General features: G+C 42.3%; 12 protein-coding genes. 10 read left to right on the forward strand and 2 right to left on the reverse strand.

Annotated features, from left to right (window positions below):
• The first annotated feature begins 38 nt into the window (after positions 1 to 38).
• The 10 genes from gltB to MUB24_RS14335 all read left to right on the forward strand — a co-directional run bounded on the left by gltB (position 39) and on the right by MUB24_RS14335 (position 17,182).
• A complete protein-coding gene (gltB, locus tag MUB24_RS14290; protein WP_244705223.1) occupies positions 39 to 4,559 on the forward strand; it encodes a glutamate synthase large subunit in 4,521 nt (1,506 codons plus the stop codon).
• 21 nt (positions 4,560 to 4,580) lie between these two features.
• Positions 4,581 to 6,062, forward strand: a complete 1,482-nt coding sequence (locus MUB24_RS14295; RefSeq protein ID WP_244705225.1) for a glutamate synthase subunit beta — start codon at positions 4,581 to 4,583, stop codon at positions 6,060 to 6,062.
• 16 nt (positions 6,063 to 6,078) lie between these two features.
• A complete protein-coding gene (locus tag MUB24_RS14300; RefSeq protein WP_244705227.1) occupies positions 6,079 to 7,317 on the forward strand; it encodes an LL-diaminopimelate aminotransferase in 1,239 nt (412 codons plus the stop codon).
• Positions 7,318 to 7,328: 11 nt separating this feature from the next.
• Positions 7,329 to 8,204 (forward strand): diaminopimelate epimerase, encoded by an 876-nt coding sequence (gene dapF / locus MUB24_RS14305; protein ID WP_244705229.1) that lies wholly within the window; start codon positions 7,329 to 7,331, stop codon positions 8,202 to 8,204.
• Positions 8,205 to 8,232: 28 nt separating this feature from the next.
• Positions 8,233 to 9,558, forward strand: a complete 1,326-nt coding sequence (glnA, locus tag MUB24_RS14310; RefSeq protein ID WP_244705231.1) for a type I glutamate--ammonia ligase — start codon at positions 8,233 to 8,235, stop codon at positions 9,556 to 9,558.
• A gap of 124 nt (positions 9,559 to 9,682) precedes the next feature.
• Entirely contained in the window at positions 9,683 to 10,990 is a 1,308-nt protein-coding gene (locus tag MUB24_RS14315; RefSeq protein WP_244705233.1) for an ammonium transporter, read from the forward strand.
• 157 nt (positions 10,991 to 11,147) lie between these two features.
• On the forward strand, positions 11,148 to 12,227 hold the full coding sequence (locus tag MUB24_RS14320; RefSeq protein ID WP_244705235.1) for a carbamoyl phosphate synthase small subunit: 1,080 nt from the start codon (positions 11,148 to 11,150) through the stop codon (positions 12,225 to 12,227).
• Positions 12,214 to 15,438, forward strand: a complete 3,225-nt coding sequence (gene carB, locus MUB24_RS14325) for a carbamoyl-phosphate synthase (glutamine-hydrolyzing) large subunit (RefSeq protein ID WP_244705236.1) — start codon at positions 12,214 to 12,216, stop codon at positions 15,436 to 15,438. The genes MUB24_RS14320 and carB overlap by 14 nt, the downstream gene beginning before the upstream one ends.
• 12 nt (positions 15,439 to 15,450) lie before the next feature.
• Positions 15,451 to 16,446 (forward strand): DUF294 nucleotidyltransferase-like domain-containing protein, encoded by a 996-nt coding sequence (locus tag MUB24_RS14330; RefSeq protein WP_244705238.1) that lies wholly within the window; start codon positions 15,451 to 15,453, stop codon positions 16,444 to 16,446.
• Positions 16,436 to 17,182: an exonuclease domain-containing protein gene (locus tag MUB24_RS14335; protein ID WP_244705240.1), complete on the forward strand. Its 747-nt coding sequence runs from the start codon at positions 16,436 to 16,438 to the stop codon at positions 17,180 to 17,182. The genes MUB24_RS14330 and MUB24_RS14335 overlap by 11 nt, the downstream gene beginning before the upstream one ends.
• 46 nt (positions 17,183 to 17,228) lie before the next feature.
• On the opposite strand, the gene hisF is transcribed toward MUB24_RS14335, so the two are convergent.
• Together hisF and hisH are read right to left on the reverse strand one after the other, a co-directional pair.
• Positions 17,229 to 18,002, reverse strand: coding sequence for an imidazole glycerol phosphate synthase subunit HisF (gene hisF, locus MUB24_RS14340; RefSeq protein WP_244705242.1), 774 nt, complete (start codon positions 18,000 to 18,002; stop codon positions 17,229 to 17,231).
• 14 nt (positions 18,003 to 18,016) lie between these two features.
• On the reverse strand, positions 18,017 to 18,616 hold the full coding sequence (gene hisH / locus MUB24_RS14345; protein ID WP_244705244.1) for an imidazole glycerol phosphate synthase subunit HisH: 600 nt from the start codon (positions 18,614 to 18,616) through the stop codon (positions 18,017 to 18,019).
• Between the last annotated feature and the right edge of the window lie 153 nt (positions 18,617 to 18,769).

The raw sequence follows: 18,769 nt of genomic DNA on the forward strand, positions 1-18,769 counted from the left end.
CGATACATATACGAAACGGACAGAGGAGAGGATGGAAGATGCAAACGAAGAGGTCGGTTCATCAACGTGGCCTATATAATCCTCAATTTGAACATGATGCATGCGGCATAGCCCTGCTGGCAAATATAGATGGAAAAAAGTCCCACACGATTATCAATCAGGCATTAACCGCGCTCGAAAGATTAGATCATCGCGGAGGACGAGGAGCAAATCAACAATTAGGCGATGGGGCAGGGATTTTGACTCAGATCCCTCATCCATTATTTTATCAAGAATGGATTAAAAAAAATATAGAGCCACTTGAACCAGGGAGATACGGAGTGGGGATGTTCTTTTTGCCGCCACAACCGGATGCCAGGGAATTTTGTGAAAAAATGATAGAATCCGTCATTGCAGACAAAGGATTATCCGTTCATGGGTGGAGAACCGTTCCGACTGATGATCGCCTCTTACAGGCTCAAGCAAGAACAACTCAACCCATGATCCGACAAGTTTTTGTCCAATCCCCTTTTGAACAACCGAATGATATTCAGTTTGAAAGAATATTGTACCAAATTCGGAGAAAAATAGAAAAGGCATGGACAGAAGCAAATATATGTGCAGAAGGACAGTATCATGCCGTGAGTTTTTCGGCAAGAACGATTATCTATAAAGGGTTACTTCTTCCTGAACAACTAAGAGAGTATTATCTTGATTTACAAGATGAACTGTATCAATCGGCCATGGCTATGGTTCATAACCGGTTTAGTACCAATACATTTCCAAGTTGGAATCGAGCACAGCCGAATCGTTATTCGATGCATAATGGGGAGATCAATACGATTAATGGAAATATTAATGGGATGTTTGCAAGGGAAACAGCCTTTCAATCTACAACACTGGATGTGGAAGAATTAAGACCGATTATCGATCTTAGTGGTAGTGATTCCGCTATGTTTGATAATGTATTGGAATTCCTTGTCTTGTCTGGATGGTCCCTTCCCCATGCGATGATGATGATGGTTCCGGAACCGTGGCAAAAAAATCGTATGATCGATGAGAAAAAAAGAGCCTTCTATCAATTTCATAGTGCGCTTATGGAACCATGGGATGGACCGGCTGCATTGGGCTTCACGGATGGTATTCAATTGGGGGCTTGCCTTGATCGAAATGGCTTAAGGCCTGCTCGATATGTGGTAACGGAAGATGATTTCATCTATGTCGCATCTGAGGTAGGTGTCGTCGATATTCCCGAAGAAAAAATCATTCGTAAAGGTCGATTGAAACCAGGTCAGATGCTGGTGATTGATCTTCAGGAAAAGAAACTTCGCTTTGATGATGAAATCAAACAAACGATTATTTCGAGTCATCCTTATCAAGACTGGGTCCAATCACAAATCATTCCTCTCGAAAATTTCCCAAGCGAAACAGATATTTTCAGCGACCAAGCATCTGAACAAACAGATGCGGAAAGGGAACGGGTGGACCAGATCCAACATTCTTTCGGCTATACGATCGAAGAATGGGAAAAAGTGATCAAACCGATGGCCTTGAATGGGAGTGAACCGATTGGTTCAATGGGCTATGATGCACCATTGGCGATCTTATCTAATCGACCACAGCTTTTATTTCATTATTTCAAGCAAAAATTTGCCCAAGTCACCAATCCACCAATTGATGCGATTCGCGAGGAATTAGTGACTTCTGTAGAAGTATTATTAGGACCAAAAGGGAATTTGCTGGAACCTAGCTCCAAAAATGATAAAAATATCCGACTAAATACCCCGATTTTATTGGATTCAGAAATAGCCAAACTCCGCCGCCTGCAAACGTCTGATTGGCGAACGGCCATGATTCCAACTATTTTTCCTCTTCAACAACAAGAGGGAGCTTTGGAACAAGGACTCAGGATTTTATTGCAGTCAGTGGATGATGAGGTGGAGAGAGGTAGTAATCTATTTATCTTGAGTGATAGAGAAACGGGGCGGGATTTTGCTCCTATTCCATCATTATTGGCTGTTTCAGCGGTCCATCATCATCTCATTCAGACGGGACAGCGCAGTAAGGTTAGTATCATCGTAGAATCGGCTGAGCCTAGAGAAGTGCATCATTTTGCTTGTTTATTAGGATATGGAGCGGATGCCATCTACCCTTATCTTATTTATCAAACAGTGGATTCCATGTTAGAAAAGCAGCAATCCGATACAGTGCCGGAAATGTCAGCTAACTATGTGAAGGCTGTAACAAAAGGTATTGTCAAGATTATGTCTAAAATGGGGATTGCGACGATCCAAAGCTACCAAGGGGCTCAAATCTTTGAAGCGATTGGGATTAGTCAAGAGGTCATAGACCATTATTTCCCTCGAACTACATCGCAAATCGGTGGTTTGAGATTGGATGATATAGCAAAAGAGGTGCGAATGAGGCATGTAAAGGCCTTTTCAGAAAACAGCCCATCTTTAGAAAGTGGTTCCGATTTTCAATGGCGACATAATGGGGAGACGCATCTCTTTCGCCCGGAAACGATTCACACACTCCAATATGCCTGTCGAACTGGTAAATATGAAGTGTATAAAAAATACAGTCGTCTGCTTCAAGAAGCTGGGGATCAGCAAGTGACGCTGCGGGGACAGTTGGAATTTACTCATAAGCGAAAATCGGTACCATTAGAGGAAGTGGAACCGGTAGAATCGATTTTTAAACGATTTAAAACAGGAGCCATGTCCTATGGTTCAATCAGTAAGGAAGCCCATGAAGCCCTTGCTGTTGCCATGAATCGAATCGGTGGGAAGAGTAATAGTGGTGAAGGTGGAGAAGATCCTGAGCGATTCCAACCGCTCCCAAATGGGGATTCGAAACGGAGTAAAATAAAGCAAGTGGCTTCAGGAAGATTCGGTGTAACCAGTCATTATCTTATTAATTGTGATGAGATCCAAATCAAAATGGCCCAAGGAGCAAAACCGGGTGAGGGAGGACAATTGGCTGGTCATAAAGTCACCATTCAGGTCGCCAAGACAAGAGGGTCCACACCTGGGATTGAATTGATTTCACCTCCGCCACATCATGATATTTATTCGATAGAAGATCTAGCCCAACTGATTTATGATTTGAAAAATGCGAATCCGAATGCCCGTATCAACGTTAAGTTGGTATCTGAAGCAGGAGTTGGAACGATTGCTGCTGGGGTGGCAAAAGCAAAGGCCGATGTAATCTTAATCAGTGGGTATGATGGCGGAACGGGGGCTGCTTCCAAATCGAGTATTAAGCATACAGGGATGCCATGGGAACTTGGATTGTCTGAGACACATCAAACATTAATGATGAATGGGTTGCGAGATCGGGTCATTGTGGAAACGGATGGGAAAATGATGAATGGCCGGGATGTGGTCATTGCCGCTTTACTTGGGGCAGAAGAATTTGGCTTCTCTACACTGCCACTCGTCTCACTGGGCTGTGTGATGATGAGAGTTTGTCATTTAGATACTTGTCCCGTAGGGATTGCGACTCAAAACCCTGAATTACGGAAAAAAATGACCGGGACTGCAGATCATATTGTTCATTTAATGCATTTTATTGCCCAAGAGGTTCGAGAGTATATGGCCGAATTGGGATTTCGGACAATGGATGAGATGATTGGTCAAAGCGACATGTTGACCATATCCGAAACCAATCATTGGAAGGCAAAGACTTTAGATCTAATGCCTCTTCTTCACAAAGTGGAAGGAATCCCACGGTTCACAGTCAAACAAAATCATCAACTGGAAAACAGCTTGGATTATCGGGAACTGTTGCCGATGAGCCGTACAACAATCAGCGATAAAAAATCGATGCATGCGATCCTCGCGATCCGTAATACAGATCGTTCGACAGGAACTCTACTAGGGAGTGAAATATCTCGGCAATATGGTCAGGATGGTTTACCCGGAAATGCGATTCATCTCCATTTTAAAGGCTCAGCAGGTCAAAGCTTTGGCGCTTTTATTCCGAAAGGGATGACGATGAAACTAGAAGGAGACGCCAATGATAATGTTGGCAAGGGGCTTTCAGGAGGTACAATCATCATCCATCCGTCCCATAAGGCCCATTTTGCTCCTGCGAATAACATCATTATTGGGAATGCTGCTTTTTATGGCGCCACATCTGGAGAGGCCTATATTTATGGAATGGCCGGTGAACGATTTTGTGTCAGAAATAGTGGGGCACAAGTCGTTGTAGAAGGGATCGGTGATCATGGATGCGAGTATATGACGGGTGGAAGAGTGGTCGTTCTTGGTGAAGTAGGTAAAAACTTTGCAGCCGGTATGTCTGGCGGAATAGCGTACATTTATCGACCGAGTGGAAGTTTTAGTCAATTGTGTAATCAAGAAATGGTCATTGTTGAGGCAGTGGGGGATTTCGAAGAGCTTCATGTAGTCAAAACAATGATGAAACGTCATTTTCATTATACAAAAAGTCGTACAGCTAAAAAAATCCTAGAACGTTGGGAGGAAGAGAGCACTCATTTTGTGAGGGTCATTTCTAAAGAATATCGACAGCTTCTTACAACTTCTTCACCAACCTTTGATGAGCAGTACACATAGAGGAAGATTGGAGGAAGAGATATGGGAAAAACAACAGGTTTTCTTGAACATCAACGAGGTCATTTACACTATCGGGATCCACTAGAACGATTGAATGATTGGAGGGAAATAGCGAGTCTTCCTCCTGAAAAAAATTTACAGGAACAGGCTTCTCGTTGTATGGATTGTGCGGTCCCTTTTTGCCAAGATGGTCGTTTACTGGCGGGGATGACAACGGGATGTCCGATTTACAACCTTATACCAGAGTGGAACGATCTTGTGTATCAGGGAAGGTGGAAAGAGGCCTATGAACGCTTAACAGTAACCAATCCATTTCCCGAATTTACGGGTCGTGCTTGCCCGGCGCCATGTGAGGGAGGGTGTGTAGCATCCCTAGTTGACGATTCCGTTACGATAAAAAATATAGAGAGGGCGATCATTGACAAAGCCTTTGAAGAAGGGTGGGTAAGACCGCAGCCACCAACGTTTCGTACAGGGAAAAAAGTGGCGATTATTGGTTCAGGACCAGCAGGACTTACTTGTGCAACGGAATTAAATCGAAAAGGGCATTTGGTTACGGTATATGAAAGAGATGATCGAATCGGCGGATTATTGACCTATGGAATTCCCAAAATGAAGATCGAACAATCTGTGGTCGATCGACGCGTACGATTGATGGAGGAAGAGGGTGTTCGTTTTATTACAAATGTCGAGGTAGGCACACAATTATCAGCGGAAGCATTACGTTTGGATTATGATGCCGTTATTCTTTGTGTAGGATCAACACGGCCACGTAATATGGACATTCCGGGAAGAGAACTAAAAGGCGTTCATTATGCGATGGATTATCTCCATCTAAATACAAAGAGTTTACTCGATTCCAATTTCGAAGATGGGAACTTCATCTCCGCACAGGAAAAAGATGTGATTGTGATTGGTGGAGGAGACACAGCAACGGATTGTGTATCAACAGCCCTGCGCCAAAAATGCAAAAGTTTAGTTCAATTCGATATTTATCCCAAGCGTTCCGAAGTCCGCACCCCTGAAAATCCGTGGCCCCAATATCCGATTATTCACAAAACGGATTCTGGGCAGGAAGAAGCAGCTTTGAAATTTGGAAAAGATCCTCGAAGCTATTCGACCTCGGCCCTACAATTTATGGGGGACGAACAGGGAGTGTTAAAAGGGGTCAAAAGTGTGGAAGTCCATACGGAGAAAAATGAGCACGGTCAAAAAATAAGAACAGAGATCAAACAGACTGAACGGGAATGGCGAGCCCAACTGGTTTTCATTGCCATTGGGTTTGAGGGTCCGGAAACCCAGCTTTTGGAACAAATGAGTATTGATGTCAATGAGCGTGCAACGATTGCCGTTTCGAAAGACTCTTATCAAACGAGCCAGCCAGGAGTGTTTGCTGCTGGAGATGCAAGACGCGGTCAAAGCTTAATCGTGTGGGCGATTCAAGAAGGCACGGAAGCAGCACAACAATGTCATCACTATCTTATGGACTTGACGTCTTCATGAATGAGAGGGAAACAGCATGACAGTAGAGTATATACAGCGCCAATTCGCGAACCGGATTGGTGGAGCGAAATTTGGAATGGAAGAGGAAATATACAAATTTGAAAAAATTAAACGAGCGAAGCAAGAAGCGATGATGACTTATCCATCTAAGGAACTCATTGATCTGGGAGTCGGTGAACCAGATGAAATGGCAGATGAAATGGTTGTCCAAGTACTAGCGGAAGCAGCGGGCAGGCCGGAAAATCGCTTCTACGCCGATAATGGAGTGCCCATGTTCAAGGAAGCAGCGGCGGAATATATGGAGCAAGTTTTTGGGGTAGCAGGGCTTGACCCCGAAACGGAAATCATTCACACCATCGGCTTAAAAACAGCGTTGGCCATGCTTCCTGCGGCTTTCATCAATCCTGGTGACATCACCTTGATGCCATCCCCTTGTTATCCTGTCTTGGGGACATTTACCCAATATTATGGAGGTGAAGTAATCGATCTCCCCTTGGTGGAAGAAAATGGCTTTCTTCCTCAATTCAATAAGCTGGATGTAGAAAGTCTAAAAAAGGCAAAGCTGATTTATTTGAATTATCCTAATAATCCAACAGGAGCCGTTGCGACAACAGCCTTTTTTGAGGAAGTCGTCGCTTTTGCAAAAGAACACGAGTTGATCGTCATTCACGACGCTGCCTATGCCGCGCTTGTATATGACGGAGAAACTCCACTGAGCTTCCTTTCGATACCAGGTGCAAAAGAGGTGGGAATCGAACTTCATTCCTTATCGAAATCATTCAATATGACCGGCTGGCGAATGGGATTTGTTGCCGGAAACACCAAGTTGGTGAAAGCTTTTGCGACTGTCAAGGATAACCAAGACTCAGGGCAGTTCATCGCGATTCAAAAAGCGGCTGCGTATGCGTTACGGCATCCCGAAATAACGAAGCGAACAGCGGATAAATATGCAAGACGCTTTCAATTATTGGTTGATGCGTTACGTGAATGTGGATTTGAAGTGTCCAAACCGAAAGGCTCTTTTTTCCTCTACGTAAAAATACCAAAAAGGGTAGAGAACGGTGAGACCTTTCAGACAGCAGAAGACTTTAGCCAATATCTGTTGAAAAATCATGTAATCTCTGCGGTTCCATGGGATGAATCCGGTCATTATATTCGCTTTTCGGTTACGTTTCAAGCAGAGGGGGTTGGGGAAGAGAAGCGCGTAATGGGAGAGATGAAAAGGAGACTTTCCACCGTAGACTTTATTTTCTAAGGAGGGATGAAATGTTATTTACCAAAATGCATGGATTAGGAAATTCCTATGTGATTTTTAATGAATTGGATCAACCGAGTGAGGTGAAGGATTATGCCAGACTATCTAGAATAGTATCCGATCGAAATTTTGGAATTGGATCAGATGGAATCATCTTAATCCAATCTTCTAGAACAGCCGACTTTCAAATGAGAATTTTTAATGAGGATGGATCAGAGGGTTTGAATTGTGGCAATGGTTTGCGCTGCGTAGCGAAATATCTCTATGATCATATGTTTGCGGCAACTCCGAACTTCACAATTGAAACAAAAAGTGGCGTGGTTGGGGTTGAAGTGGAAACCAATCAGCAGAGAAGAGTCCAATCTGTCACAGTGGATATGGGGGAACCAAGGTTACTGAAGGGGATGATTCCGATGCAGGGAGACCCGTTTCAAGCAGCAGTAAATGAGCCTTATTCCTTTCTAGGGGATGTCTTTCATCTTACCTGTGTGTCGATGGGGAATCCTCACGCCATCCTATACGCTGACCCTATTTCAGAATTTCCATTAGAAACAGTAGGACCTATGATCGAGACCTCACAACTTTTCCCAGAACGGGTAAATGTCGGGGTTGTCGAAATCATCAATCGACAGGAACTAATCTACCGGGTTTGGGAAAGAGGATCCGGGATTACAATGGCTTGTGGTACGGGGGCATGTGCAGCGGTTGTCGCCTCGACCCTTAATCAATTATTGGATCGAAATGTTCCCATTACCGTCCATCTTCCTGGAGGAGATTTAAACATTCACTGGGATGAATTTGGTCATGTGTGGAAAAAAGGAGCGGCGGCCTATATCTGTCATGGAGAATGGGAAGTGGATCAAACAGACGAATCCTATGCATGCTAGAAATAATCAACTATGTGGGAGGAATACGATGAATAGAGAAACGATTATGACGATGGTGGAAGAACAGAATGTAAAATTTATTCGCCTGCAATTTACGGATATATTAGGTACCGTTAAAAATGTGGAAATTCCTGTCGACCAGTTAACGAAGGCCTTAGATAATAAAATGATGTTTGATGGTTCATCCATCGAGGGATTTGTCCGAATTGAAGAATCAGATATGTATTTATATCCGGATTTAGACACATTTGTCATCTTCCCATGGACGGCTGAAAAAGGAAAAGTAGCGCGGTTGATTTGTGATATTTATCATCCGGATGGCACGCCTTTTGAAGGGGATCCCCGTAATAATCTTAAAAGAATTCTCGGAGAAATGGAAGAACTCGGATTTACAGATTTCAATTTAGGGCCTGAACCAGAATTTTTCTTATTCAAGTTAGATGAACATGGACAACCAACGATGAACCTAAATGATCAAGGGGGGTATTTTGATTTAGCTCCAACAGATTTAGGGGAGAATTGTAGACGTGATATTGTACTGGAATTGGAAGAAATGGGATTTGAAATCGAGGCATCCCATCATGAAGTAGCTCCTGGGCAGCATGAAATTGATTTCAAATATCAAAATGCGATCAGGGCTTGTGATGATATTCAAACCTTTAAACTTGTGGTAAAAACGATCGCACGCAAACATGGTCTGCATGCCACGTTCATGCCCAAGCCATTATTTGGGATCAATGGGTCAGGGATGCATTGTAACCTAAGTCTTTTTAGAAATGGGGAAAATGTTTTTTATGATCCCGATGGCTCGTTGCAACTCAGTGATACGGCTAGAAGCTTCTTGGCAGGGATTTTAAAGCATGCTGCAGCCTTTACAGCGATTACGAATCCAACCGTGAACTCCTATAAAAGATTGGTTCCGGGGTATGAAGCACCATGTTATGTAGCATGGTCTGCCAAAAACAGGAGTCCGCTTATCCGTATTCCTGCTTCCAGAGGCATGAGTACACGTGTGGAAGTGCGCAGTGTCGATCCATCAGCCAATCCCTATTTAGCGATGGCCGTATTATTGGCTGCAGGGTTAGATGGTATTCGATCTCAATTGCCGGCTCCACAACCGATTAATCAAAATATATATGCTATGTCAAAAGAAGAACGAGAAGCCAATGGTATTTCAGATTTACCGGCCACTCTCGCTCAAGCGATCGTGGAATTACAAGCCGATGACGCCATTACCCACGCCTTAGGCGACCACCTACTGGAAAACTTTGTCGAGTCTAAACAAATTGAGTGGGATATGTTTCGCACGCAAGTTCACCCATGGGAACGCGAGCAATACATGACACAGTATTAATATTATTGAGAGTCGGTTCATCTGCATACAGCTTAGTTGGTTGGACCGTGAATAATAGACTGTTATAAGTGCGTGTTCATGAAGTCGTGCACATATATGAAAGAGATCAACAGGGAGGAATTGGATGGATAACTTATTTTTCTTGAATAGTGTCTGGGTGATGTTAGGCGCCATTTTAGTTATTTTCATGCAGGGTGGATTTATTCTACTGGAAGCCGGATCAACAAGAATGAAAAACGCAGGTCATATTGCAGGAAAAACCATTTTCTCTTTCGGCGTTGCTTCTCTTGTTTTCTGGGCAATAGGATATGGATTTATCTTCGGTGCTAACGGGAATTTCTTTGTAGGGCTGACAGATTTCTTTTATTCTGGTTATGAAACCGAAGGAAATACGTATTCAACCTCATCATTCTTTATCTTTCAAATGGCCTTTGCAGGTATTTCGTTAGCCATCGCCTTTGGTGGGTTTGCCGAACGAGCAAAATTATCGGTCTATCTCGTGTTTGCCATTTTATTCTCGGCATTTGTATACCCAGTGATCGCGCATTGGATTTGGGGAGGAGGCTGGCTGGCGGCACATGGAAAGCAAGATTTTGCCGGATCAACCGTTGTTCACTTAACAGGTGCAATGGCTGCATTAGCCGCAACGATTCTATTAAAACCCCGCATTGGAAAATATAATGAAAATGGGACGGCCAATACACTTCAGGGTCATAATCAAGTGTATACAGCATTAGGCGTTTTAATTCTATGGATTGGTTGGTTTGGATTTAATGCTGGAAGTACCTTAGGCGTCGAAGATGGATTTTTCGGATTCGTAGCATTGAATACGAGTTTAGCAGCAGCTGCCGGAGCCGTTAGTGGTATGTTAATTTCCTGGGTTGTGCTCGGCAAGTCAGATGTGACGACGATGTTAAATGGGACGCTGGCCGGACTTGTTGCGATTACCGCATCCTGTGCCTTTGTGGAAACATGGGCAGCGATTGTCATTGGGCTTGTTGCCGGCATCATCGTCTTTTACAGCGCAAGATTTTTTGAGAAGGTCAGAATCGATGATCCGATCTATGCATTATCTGTCCATGGAATTGCAGGCGTATGGGGCACGCTATCAACGGGTTTTTTTGCCACACCAGAATTAGCGAGCGTTGGTAGAGCCGGTCTATTGTATGGCGGTGGCTTTACACAGCTTGGTGTTCAATTATTAGGTGTCGTTGTTTCTGGAGTCTATGCTTTTGCCGTATCATGGATCCTCCTGGTTGTCATGAAAAAAGTGCTACACGGCCTTCGTGTGACTGAAGAACAGGAATTGATTGGTCTTGATCTCAGTGAACACGGTAGCTATGGCTATCCAGAGGCCTTTGAGAAGAAAGATGTACACAACCCTGTCTTGGATTTACAGGTCAACCCTTCTCACCTTACTACTAGAGAATAATAGAGAGTGAGAAGCGCTCTATAATATAGATTCGACCATGAAACTCATCAATCTTGTATTGATGGGTTACATCTATGCATATTGAAATCTTCCCTACATCAAGTGTTTTTGTGGGAGAACATCAAACAGCCAGCAGGATGGACCGGAGGGAAATAAATTGAAAACAGGTTTTTTAAAATTGGAAACGGGAGAACAATTCAAAGGAGAGTTATTGGGCGACTTAACTGGTAGTTCCGGAGAAGTGGTCTTTCATACGAGTATGACAGGGTATCAAGAAATTTTGACAGATCCTTCTTATATGGGGCAAATTATTGTATTTTCATATCCTCTAATCGGAAATTATGGAATAATGGATGGGTTTAATGAGAGCCAAAGACCTTATGTAAAAGGAATGGTGGCTGGAGAAATATGTACAGAGTCCAGTCACTTTGCTCAGACAGGAGCCTTAATCGATCTGCTTGATCAGTTTGGCATTCCTGCTCTAACAGGGGTAGATACAAGGGCATTAGTCAAAACAATTCGTCATAGGGGAACCGTTCAAGGTGTGATTTCGGATCGACTTTCAGAAGATTTTTCCTTCCAAGCAGAAAGCAACCTTTTTCATCAAGTCACGACAACGAAAATAGAGCAGTTTGCTAATCCGGGACCTCATGTTGTATTACTTGATTATGGGTATAAAAAATCGATCGTGGATTATTTGCTGAAATGTAAGTGTAAAGTAACGGTCGTCCCTTATCATGAACCATTGGAGCGAATAATGGCGATGCAACCTGATGGAATTGTCATCAGCAATGGTCCGGGGAATCCTGCAGATGCCATCCAGCACCTACCTAAGATCAGAAAATTAACAAATCTATACCCGACAATGGGAATTTGTCTCGGCCATCAATTAATCGCCATGGCTTATGGAGCGAAGACAACGAAACTTCCTTTCGGCCATCGTGGGGGAAACCATCCAGTGAAAGATATGAAAACAGGTAAGGTCTATATGACTTCACAAAATCATGGCTATGTCGTCATCGATCAAACCATTGATCAAACGCTATTCACGATTTCTTATCAGCATATAAATGATGGAAGCATTGAAGGATTGGTCCATAAAGAAAAACCAATCATGACGATTCAATTTCATCCTGAAGCCCATCCAGGACCTCAGGATACAGAATTCATCTTCATGCAGTTTTTACAACAAATGAAATCATCCCACTGGGGAGGTGTGTCCTATGCCATTCAATAAAGATATAAAAAAAGTATTAGTGATTGGATCGGGCCCGATCGTCATTGGGCAAGCGGCTGAATTTGACTATGCGGGTACCCAGGCGTGTATGGCTTTGAGAGAAAAAGGGATTGAAGTGGTTTTGCTCAATAACAACCCTGCGACCATCATGACAGATGAACAGATGGCCAACCGGATTTATATCGAACCGATTACGATCGAGACAATTGAAAAAATACTAGAAATAGAGCGCCCTGATGGAATCATCGGTACATTAGGAGGACAGACGGGATTAAATGTAACTGTCCAGCTTCATCAACATAAAATTCTAGACAAGTATCATGTTCAAATATTGGGAACGTCTGTGGAGGCGATCCAAAAAGGGGAAGATCGGGATCAATTTAGAAGTTTAATGATGGAGATTCAGGAGCCGATTCCTGAGTCAAAAATCGTCGGTAGTATAGACGAGGGTTTATCGTTTGCCAGAGAAGTGGAATATCCCCTTATTATTCGTCCTGCGTATACGTTGGGAGGGGCAGGGGGAGGATTTGCAGAAAATAAAGAGGAAATGAAAAAAATATTGGCAAACGGTCTTTCATTAAGTCCGATTCATCAAGTCCTTGTCGAGCGCAGTATAAAAGGGTGGAAGGAAATAGAATATGAGGTGATCAGAGATGCCAATGACACCTGCATCATAGTATGCAATATGGAAAATCTTGATCCAGTAGGGGTGCATACAGGGGATTCGATCGTTGTCGCTCCTTCCCAAACACTTTCTGATGTCCAATACCAAATCCTGCGAAATGCCTCATTAAAGGTCATTCGGGCCTTAGGTGTCATCGGAGGATGCAATATTCAGTTTGCTCTCGATCCAAACTCCAATCAATACTATATTATAGAAGTAAATCCAAGGGTAAGTCGTTCCTCTGCATTAGCTTCTAAAGCGACAGGATACCCAATCGCAAGGATCGCGACCTTATGTGCGCTCGGCTATCATTTGGATGAAATCATCAATCCGATTACAGGAAATACCTTTGCTTCCTTTGAACCTGCCCTTGATTATATCGTTGTCAAGCTTCCCCGTTTTCCTTTTGACAAGTTTCCTGATGCCAATCGTCAATTAGGGACACAAATGAAGGCAACCGGAGAAACGATGGCGATTGAACGGTCATTTGAAGGAGCGTTAAATAAGGGATTGCGTTCATTAGAATATAAAGTTTATGGACTTTCCCATCCGCTCATCGAAACCCAATCCACTCTTGAATTAGAGCAGCATATGAAAGAAGCGACAGATTTACGATTATTTGCGATTGCCGAAGCTTTTCGGAGAGGAATATCGCTTGAATGTATTCATCATTGGACCCAAATCGATCGATGGTTCCTAGCAAAAATCAATGGAATGATTGACTTCGAGGAGATCATCCAATCCTATTCCATCTCTGAACTTCCCTATGATCTGTTCAAACAGGCGAAAAAATGGCAATGGAGTGATCGATATATCGGCGAGTTAATCGGATGTAGTGAGAAACAAGTCCGAGAGCAGAGAAAAGCGCTGGGCTTATCTCCAGCTTTTAAACAAGTGGATACATGTGCCGGTGAATTTGAAGCAGAAACACCGTACTATTATTCAACATGGCAAGGAACGGATGAAGTAGAGAGTTCTGATCGCAAAAAAGCATTGGTACTTGGATCTGGTCCGATTCGGATTGGTCAAGGGATAGAATTTGACTATTGTTGCGTACATGCCGTTTTGGCCTTAAAAAAACAAGGGTATGAAACGATTGTGGTGAATAATAACCCTGAAACGGTAAGCACCGATTATTCGATTGCGGATAAATTATACTTTGAGCCGTTAACTATAGAAGATATTTTACCCATTATTCAAAAAGAAAAGCCAGAAGGCGTGTTTATTCAATTTGGCGGTCAGACTGCGATTCATTTAGCCGTAGAATTACAGAAGGAAGGGATCAAATTATTTGGGACAACGCTGGAAACCATCGATTTGCTGGAAGATCGACAACAATTTTACCAGCTTTTAGACCGATTAAAGATCCCACATATAAAAGGAGAGGTAGCGCATTCACCGGAAGCTTTAAAAACGATTGCGAATCATTTGGGCTACCCAGTCCTTGTTCGGCCATCGTATGTGATTGGTGGCGAATCCATGTCTGTCATATACAATGGGGATCAAATCGATCAATATATTCGTCAAAATCTTTCTACCTATGACCGAACCTGGCCCTTATTAATCGATCAATATATCCCAGGATTGGAATGCGAATTGGATGGAATCAGTGATGGGGAGCGCGTTTTTATCCCAGGGATTTTTGAGCATATTGAACGAGCGGGTGTGCATTCTGGGGATAGTCTAAGTTTTTACCCGCCCCAAACGCTAAGTTCCCAGAAAAAGGAACAAATCGTCGCGTATACAGAGAAAATATGTAGAGAAGTAGGGATGATTGGTGTACTGAATATTCAATTTGTTATCCATGAAGAGCAAATCTATTGTTTGGAAGTGAATCCGAGAGCATCAAGGACAGTGCCTATTCTTAGTAAAGTGACGGGAATACCGATTATCGATCTTGCTGTAGCTGTTCAGTTAGGAGGAGCTCTAAAGAAAACGGGATTAGCAGAAGAACCGGCTTTTACCGCTGTAAAGTCATCGATCTTTTCTTTTAATAAATTAGATCATGTCGACCCCGTGCTTGGTCCAGAAATGAAATCAACAGGTGAGATACTGGGACTGGGCTTAACGTGGAAGCAAGCATTAAAGAAAGCCCTCATATTTCAACAAATCGATACGGGAAATAGCGGTCAACCATGGACGATTTTTTGCTCCGTCTCGAATCGAGAAAAAAATACATGGCTATCGATGCAAAAGGATGAATGGGCGGCTTCAAATTTGAATTTGCTGGCTACGGCTGGTACGGCTCAGTTTTTACAGGAGCATGGTGTCGATGCCGTTTGCGTTGACAAGGATGAAGCAAGTTTAGACCAGTTATTTAAGGATCAAGGACTTGCTGGAGCGGTCATTATTCCTACAAAGGGAAGGGACCAAAAGAAAATGGGGAGTTATATGAGGGAATTGTCACTACGTTATCAAATTCCGTTATTTACTTCTTTAGATACCTTTCGAGCTGTCATGGAATCACTTCATGTTAAAGGAGAAACGATTCTATCTCTGGATGAATATAAGAGGTTTCGACCAGAAGCGATGGAGTTGATCGAATAAAGGAAGTGTTGAATGATGCAGGATGTTCATGCTGACTATGCCTCCATTAAGCAGTGGCGCGATGCTCATTTTGTCGTTTATCAGAGCCAATCTGATAAACTGCAAGATTTTCATGATTATGTAACAAAGCAAGTATTTGATATAACCTTAAGGAAAATGAGAATAGATCATGGAGCTCCTCCCTGTCCGTTTACTTGGTTTGTTACAGGTAGCTCTGGAAGATGTGAACAGGCTTATCGCAGCGATCAAGACCATGGCATTGTATATACCTGTGAGAATAAAGATACCGCTGCTTATTTTCTTGAATTTGGTAAGAGACTTACGGCAGGTTTAGAATGGATCGGCTATCCACTTTGCCAAGGGAATGTCATGAGCTCCAATCCATTATGGTGCAAATCGTTAAACGAATGGGAATCACAAATTCACCAGTGGATCGATGAAGATACATGGCAATCGTTTAGATATCTATTAATTTTTCTTGATGCTAGGGTGATTGAATCAAATGATCGTGTCATTTATAGGTTAAAGAATTTGATTCTTAAAAAAGTACAGCAGTATCCATATTTATTAAGGAGATTGTTTGAAAATACGAGGCATACAATAAAAGCAATCGGGTTCTTTCATCAATTTTTACCGATTCAAAATGGTGCTTATACAGGTTGTATTGATTTAAAGCAGCAAGCTTATTTTCCCTATGTGAATGCCATTCGGTTATTAGCGATCAAAGAGAATATCTCCCATTCCTCCACATTGTCTCGAATGGAATCTCTATCTACCTATGAGGAATATAAATCGATATTGCCGATTCACCGGGAGAACTTTCGCATTTTAATGAAGTATCGTTTGAAATATTCTGAAGGCTTTCTATATGAAGAGGCTCATTATTTGAATGTACGAAATTTAAATAAGCAAGAAAAACATGAAGTAAAGCGAATACTAACAGATTTAAATAAATTGCTTACATTTGTAGAAGCCAATGTCGTTAGGGTGTCTAAAAATGAAAGCTAATCCGCTGATTCAATGGTTCAAACAAATCAATCGAAAATGGAATCCAGCGCCATTTATTGGAAAGAATACGGCACAGCATCTTGCTTATTTAAGAAATCTGCAAAAAGAGTTGGAGACAGAAAAAAGTTTATATATTCCGCTTCAGCAAATGAACGTCGTCATATTCGATATAGAAACAACTGGATTTTCTCCCGAACAAGGCGATCAAATTCTTTCCATCGGTGCGGTAAAGGTCAATCATCACTCAACAGAAGAGAGAAAGACCTTTTATTCCCTTGTCCATTATAATCAAGCTCTTTCACAAAATATTCAAGACTTGACGGGATTAAGAGAAGACGATTTAAAGAAAGCCCCGCTTCTCTCAGATGTCCTTCTTCAATTCTATCAGTTTATACAAACAGGCACACTAGTTGCTCATCATGCAGGACATGAGAAAAGATTTTTACAGTATTTTCATTGGAAATTATTCAAAAAGGCTTGGAAACACAGAATTGTCGATACATCCCTTGTGTTTAAACTAATTGAGACAGATCGTGACTTGGTTACCTTAGATGAGTATTGTCAATATGCTGGAGTTGAAATCGTAAATAGGCATCATGCATTAGGGGATGCACAAATGACAGCAGAACTTTGGGATCATTATGTGGAAAAGCTCAACCATGTAGGCTGTTTCACTTTGCATGATATATATGAGCAGTTGGCTAAAAAGGCAAGAGAGAATCCATCCATTTTTTGAAGAAAAAAACCCAAGGAAGGGAAAAAGGCCTCCTTGGGTTTTTGCGCTATATCCGAATGGGAATGTTTGCATCCTGTAAATAGGATTTGATGTCTGTTACAGTCAGTTCTTGGTAGTGTAATAAGGAAGCGACTAAAGCTGCATCCACATGCCCGTTTGTAAAGACTTCTTCTATATGAGATACATGGCCAGCTCCCCCAGAAGCAATGATCGGAATACGCACAGCTTCCGTCAGTGCCTGCATCAATTCAATATCATAGCCATTTTTCATCCCATCCCTGTCGATGCTTGTACATACAATTTCACCAGCCCCCAACTCTTCTGCCCGTTGCGCCCATTCAATGGCATCAAGTCCACTTGTTTGATGGGCAGAATGGGTGTACACTTCCCAACGCAAAATTTGGCCATCTTGATTTTTAATCGGCTTGGCATCCAAGGCAAGCACAACGCATTGTGTACCAAAAATATCAGCCGCTTCCCTTAATAATTCGGGACGCTGGACCGCCGCTGTATTGACACCGACCTTATCGGCCCCGGCCCGAAGCACTTGTTTAAAGTCATCAATGGATCGGATCCCGCCTACAACAGAAAAGGGAATATAGACCTGTTCAGCTACTCGGCGTATCCAGTCATATCTAACATCCTGGTGATATAAGGAAGCTGTCGTATCTAGATAAAGAATTTCATCTGCACCCTGTTCAGCATATTTCTGACCTAGTTTTGCGGGGTCGCCGATGATAGTTGGATTCCGAAATTGAATATATTTGACCGCTTGATGATTGGCGACATCAATAGCGGGGATGATTCGTTTTTTTAACATAGAAGAGAGCCCCCTTAGACATATCTGTAAAAATTTTGTAGGACGGTTAATCCAGCTTCAGCGCTTTTTTCTGGGTGAAATTGTACACCGATGACATGATCTTTTCCGATAACAGAACAAAAATCAGCACCATAATCCGTGATGCCAATCTTGTCCGATTCTTGGGCAGGGGAGACGTAAAAAGAGTGGACAAAATAAAAATCTGTTCGATCTGGAATTTTCTGGAAAATAGGATGTGTCCCAACCTGCTGTACTTCATTCCAGCCCATATGGGGAACTTTGACCTTTTTTTGAAAAGGGAGAACCTTCCCAGGAAAAATAGAGAGGCAGTCTGTATCATTTTCCTTACTAAATTCCATTAGTAACTGCATACCTAAGCAAATACCTAGAAAGGGGATATCGTTGTCAATGCTTTTTTGTATGGGTTGATTAAGTTCCTTTAATCGAATCATTTTCATCGCTTGTTTGGCATTACCGACACCAGGAAATATTATTTTATCTATTCCGGTAAATTCTGAAGCTTCACGAATTAATTTTGTCTGGTAGCCTAATTTTTTCACCGCTTTTTCAACGCTATATAAATTTCCGGCTTCATAATCAATAATCCCAATCATATTGTCCCTCCAGGATGTTATCGTATATGATTAGTATACTTTATCACTCTAATATAGTAAAGTATTTTTGGGGATTAATTAGAATTTATAATAAAAAGGGAAGGATCTGGAAAAATGTAGATCCAAGGGGAGTTTGGGTTTACGAAAATGCGA

This window comes from Lederbergia sp. NSJ-179 (assembly GCF_022867885.1).
In the GTDB taxonomy this organism is placed as follows: domain Bacteria; phylum Bacillota; class Bacilli; order Bacillales; family Bacillaceae_C; genus Lederbergia.

Coding starts and splice junctions, on each gene's coding strand:
- gltB (WP_244705223.1), top strand. CDS start 39: ATGCAAACGAAGAGGTCGGTTCATCAACGTGGCCTATATAATCCTCAA.
- MUB24_RS14295 (WP_244705225.1), top strand. CDS start 4,581: ATGGGAAAAACAACAGGTTTTCTTGAACATCAACGAGGTCATTTACAC.
- MUB24_RS14300 (WP_244705227.1), top strand. CDS start 6,079: ATGACAGTAGAGTATATACAGCGCCAATTCGCGAACCGGATTGGTGGA.
- dapF (WP_244705229.1), top strand. CDS start 7,329: ATGTTATTTACCAAAATGCATGGATTAGGAAATTCCTATGTGATTTTT.
- glnA (WP_244705231.1), top strand. CDS start 8,233: ATGAATAGAGAAACGATTATGACGATGGTGGAAGAACAGAATGTAAAA.
- MUB24_RS14315 (WP_244705233.1), top strand. CDS start 9,683: ATGGATAACTTATTTTTCTTGAATAGTGTCTGGGTGATGTTAGGCGCC.
- carB (WP_244705236.1), top strand. CDS start 12,214: ATGCCATTCAATAAAGATATAAAAAAAGTATTAGTGATTGGATCGGGC.
- MUB24_RS14330 (WP_244705238.1), top strand. CDS start 15,451: ATGATGCAGGATGTTCATGCTGACTATGCCTCCATTAAGCAGTGGCGC.
- MUB24_RS14335 (WP_244705240.1), top strand. CDS start 16,436: ATGAAAGCTAATCCGCTGATTCAATGGTTCAAACAAATCAATCGAAAA.
- hisF (WP_244705242.1), bottom strand. CDS start 18,002: ATGTTAAAAAAACGAATCATCCCCGCTATTGATGTCGCCAATCATCAA.
- hisH (WP_244705244.1), bottom strand. CDS start 18,616: ATGATTGGGATTATTGATTATGAAGCCGGAAATTTATATAGCGTTGAA.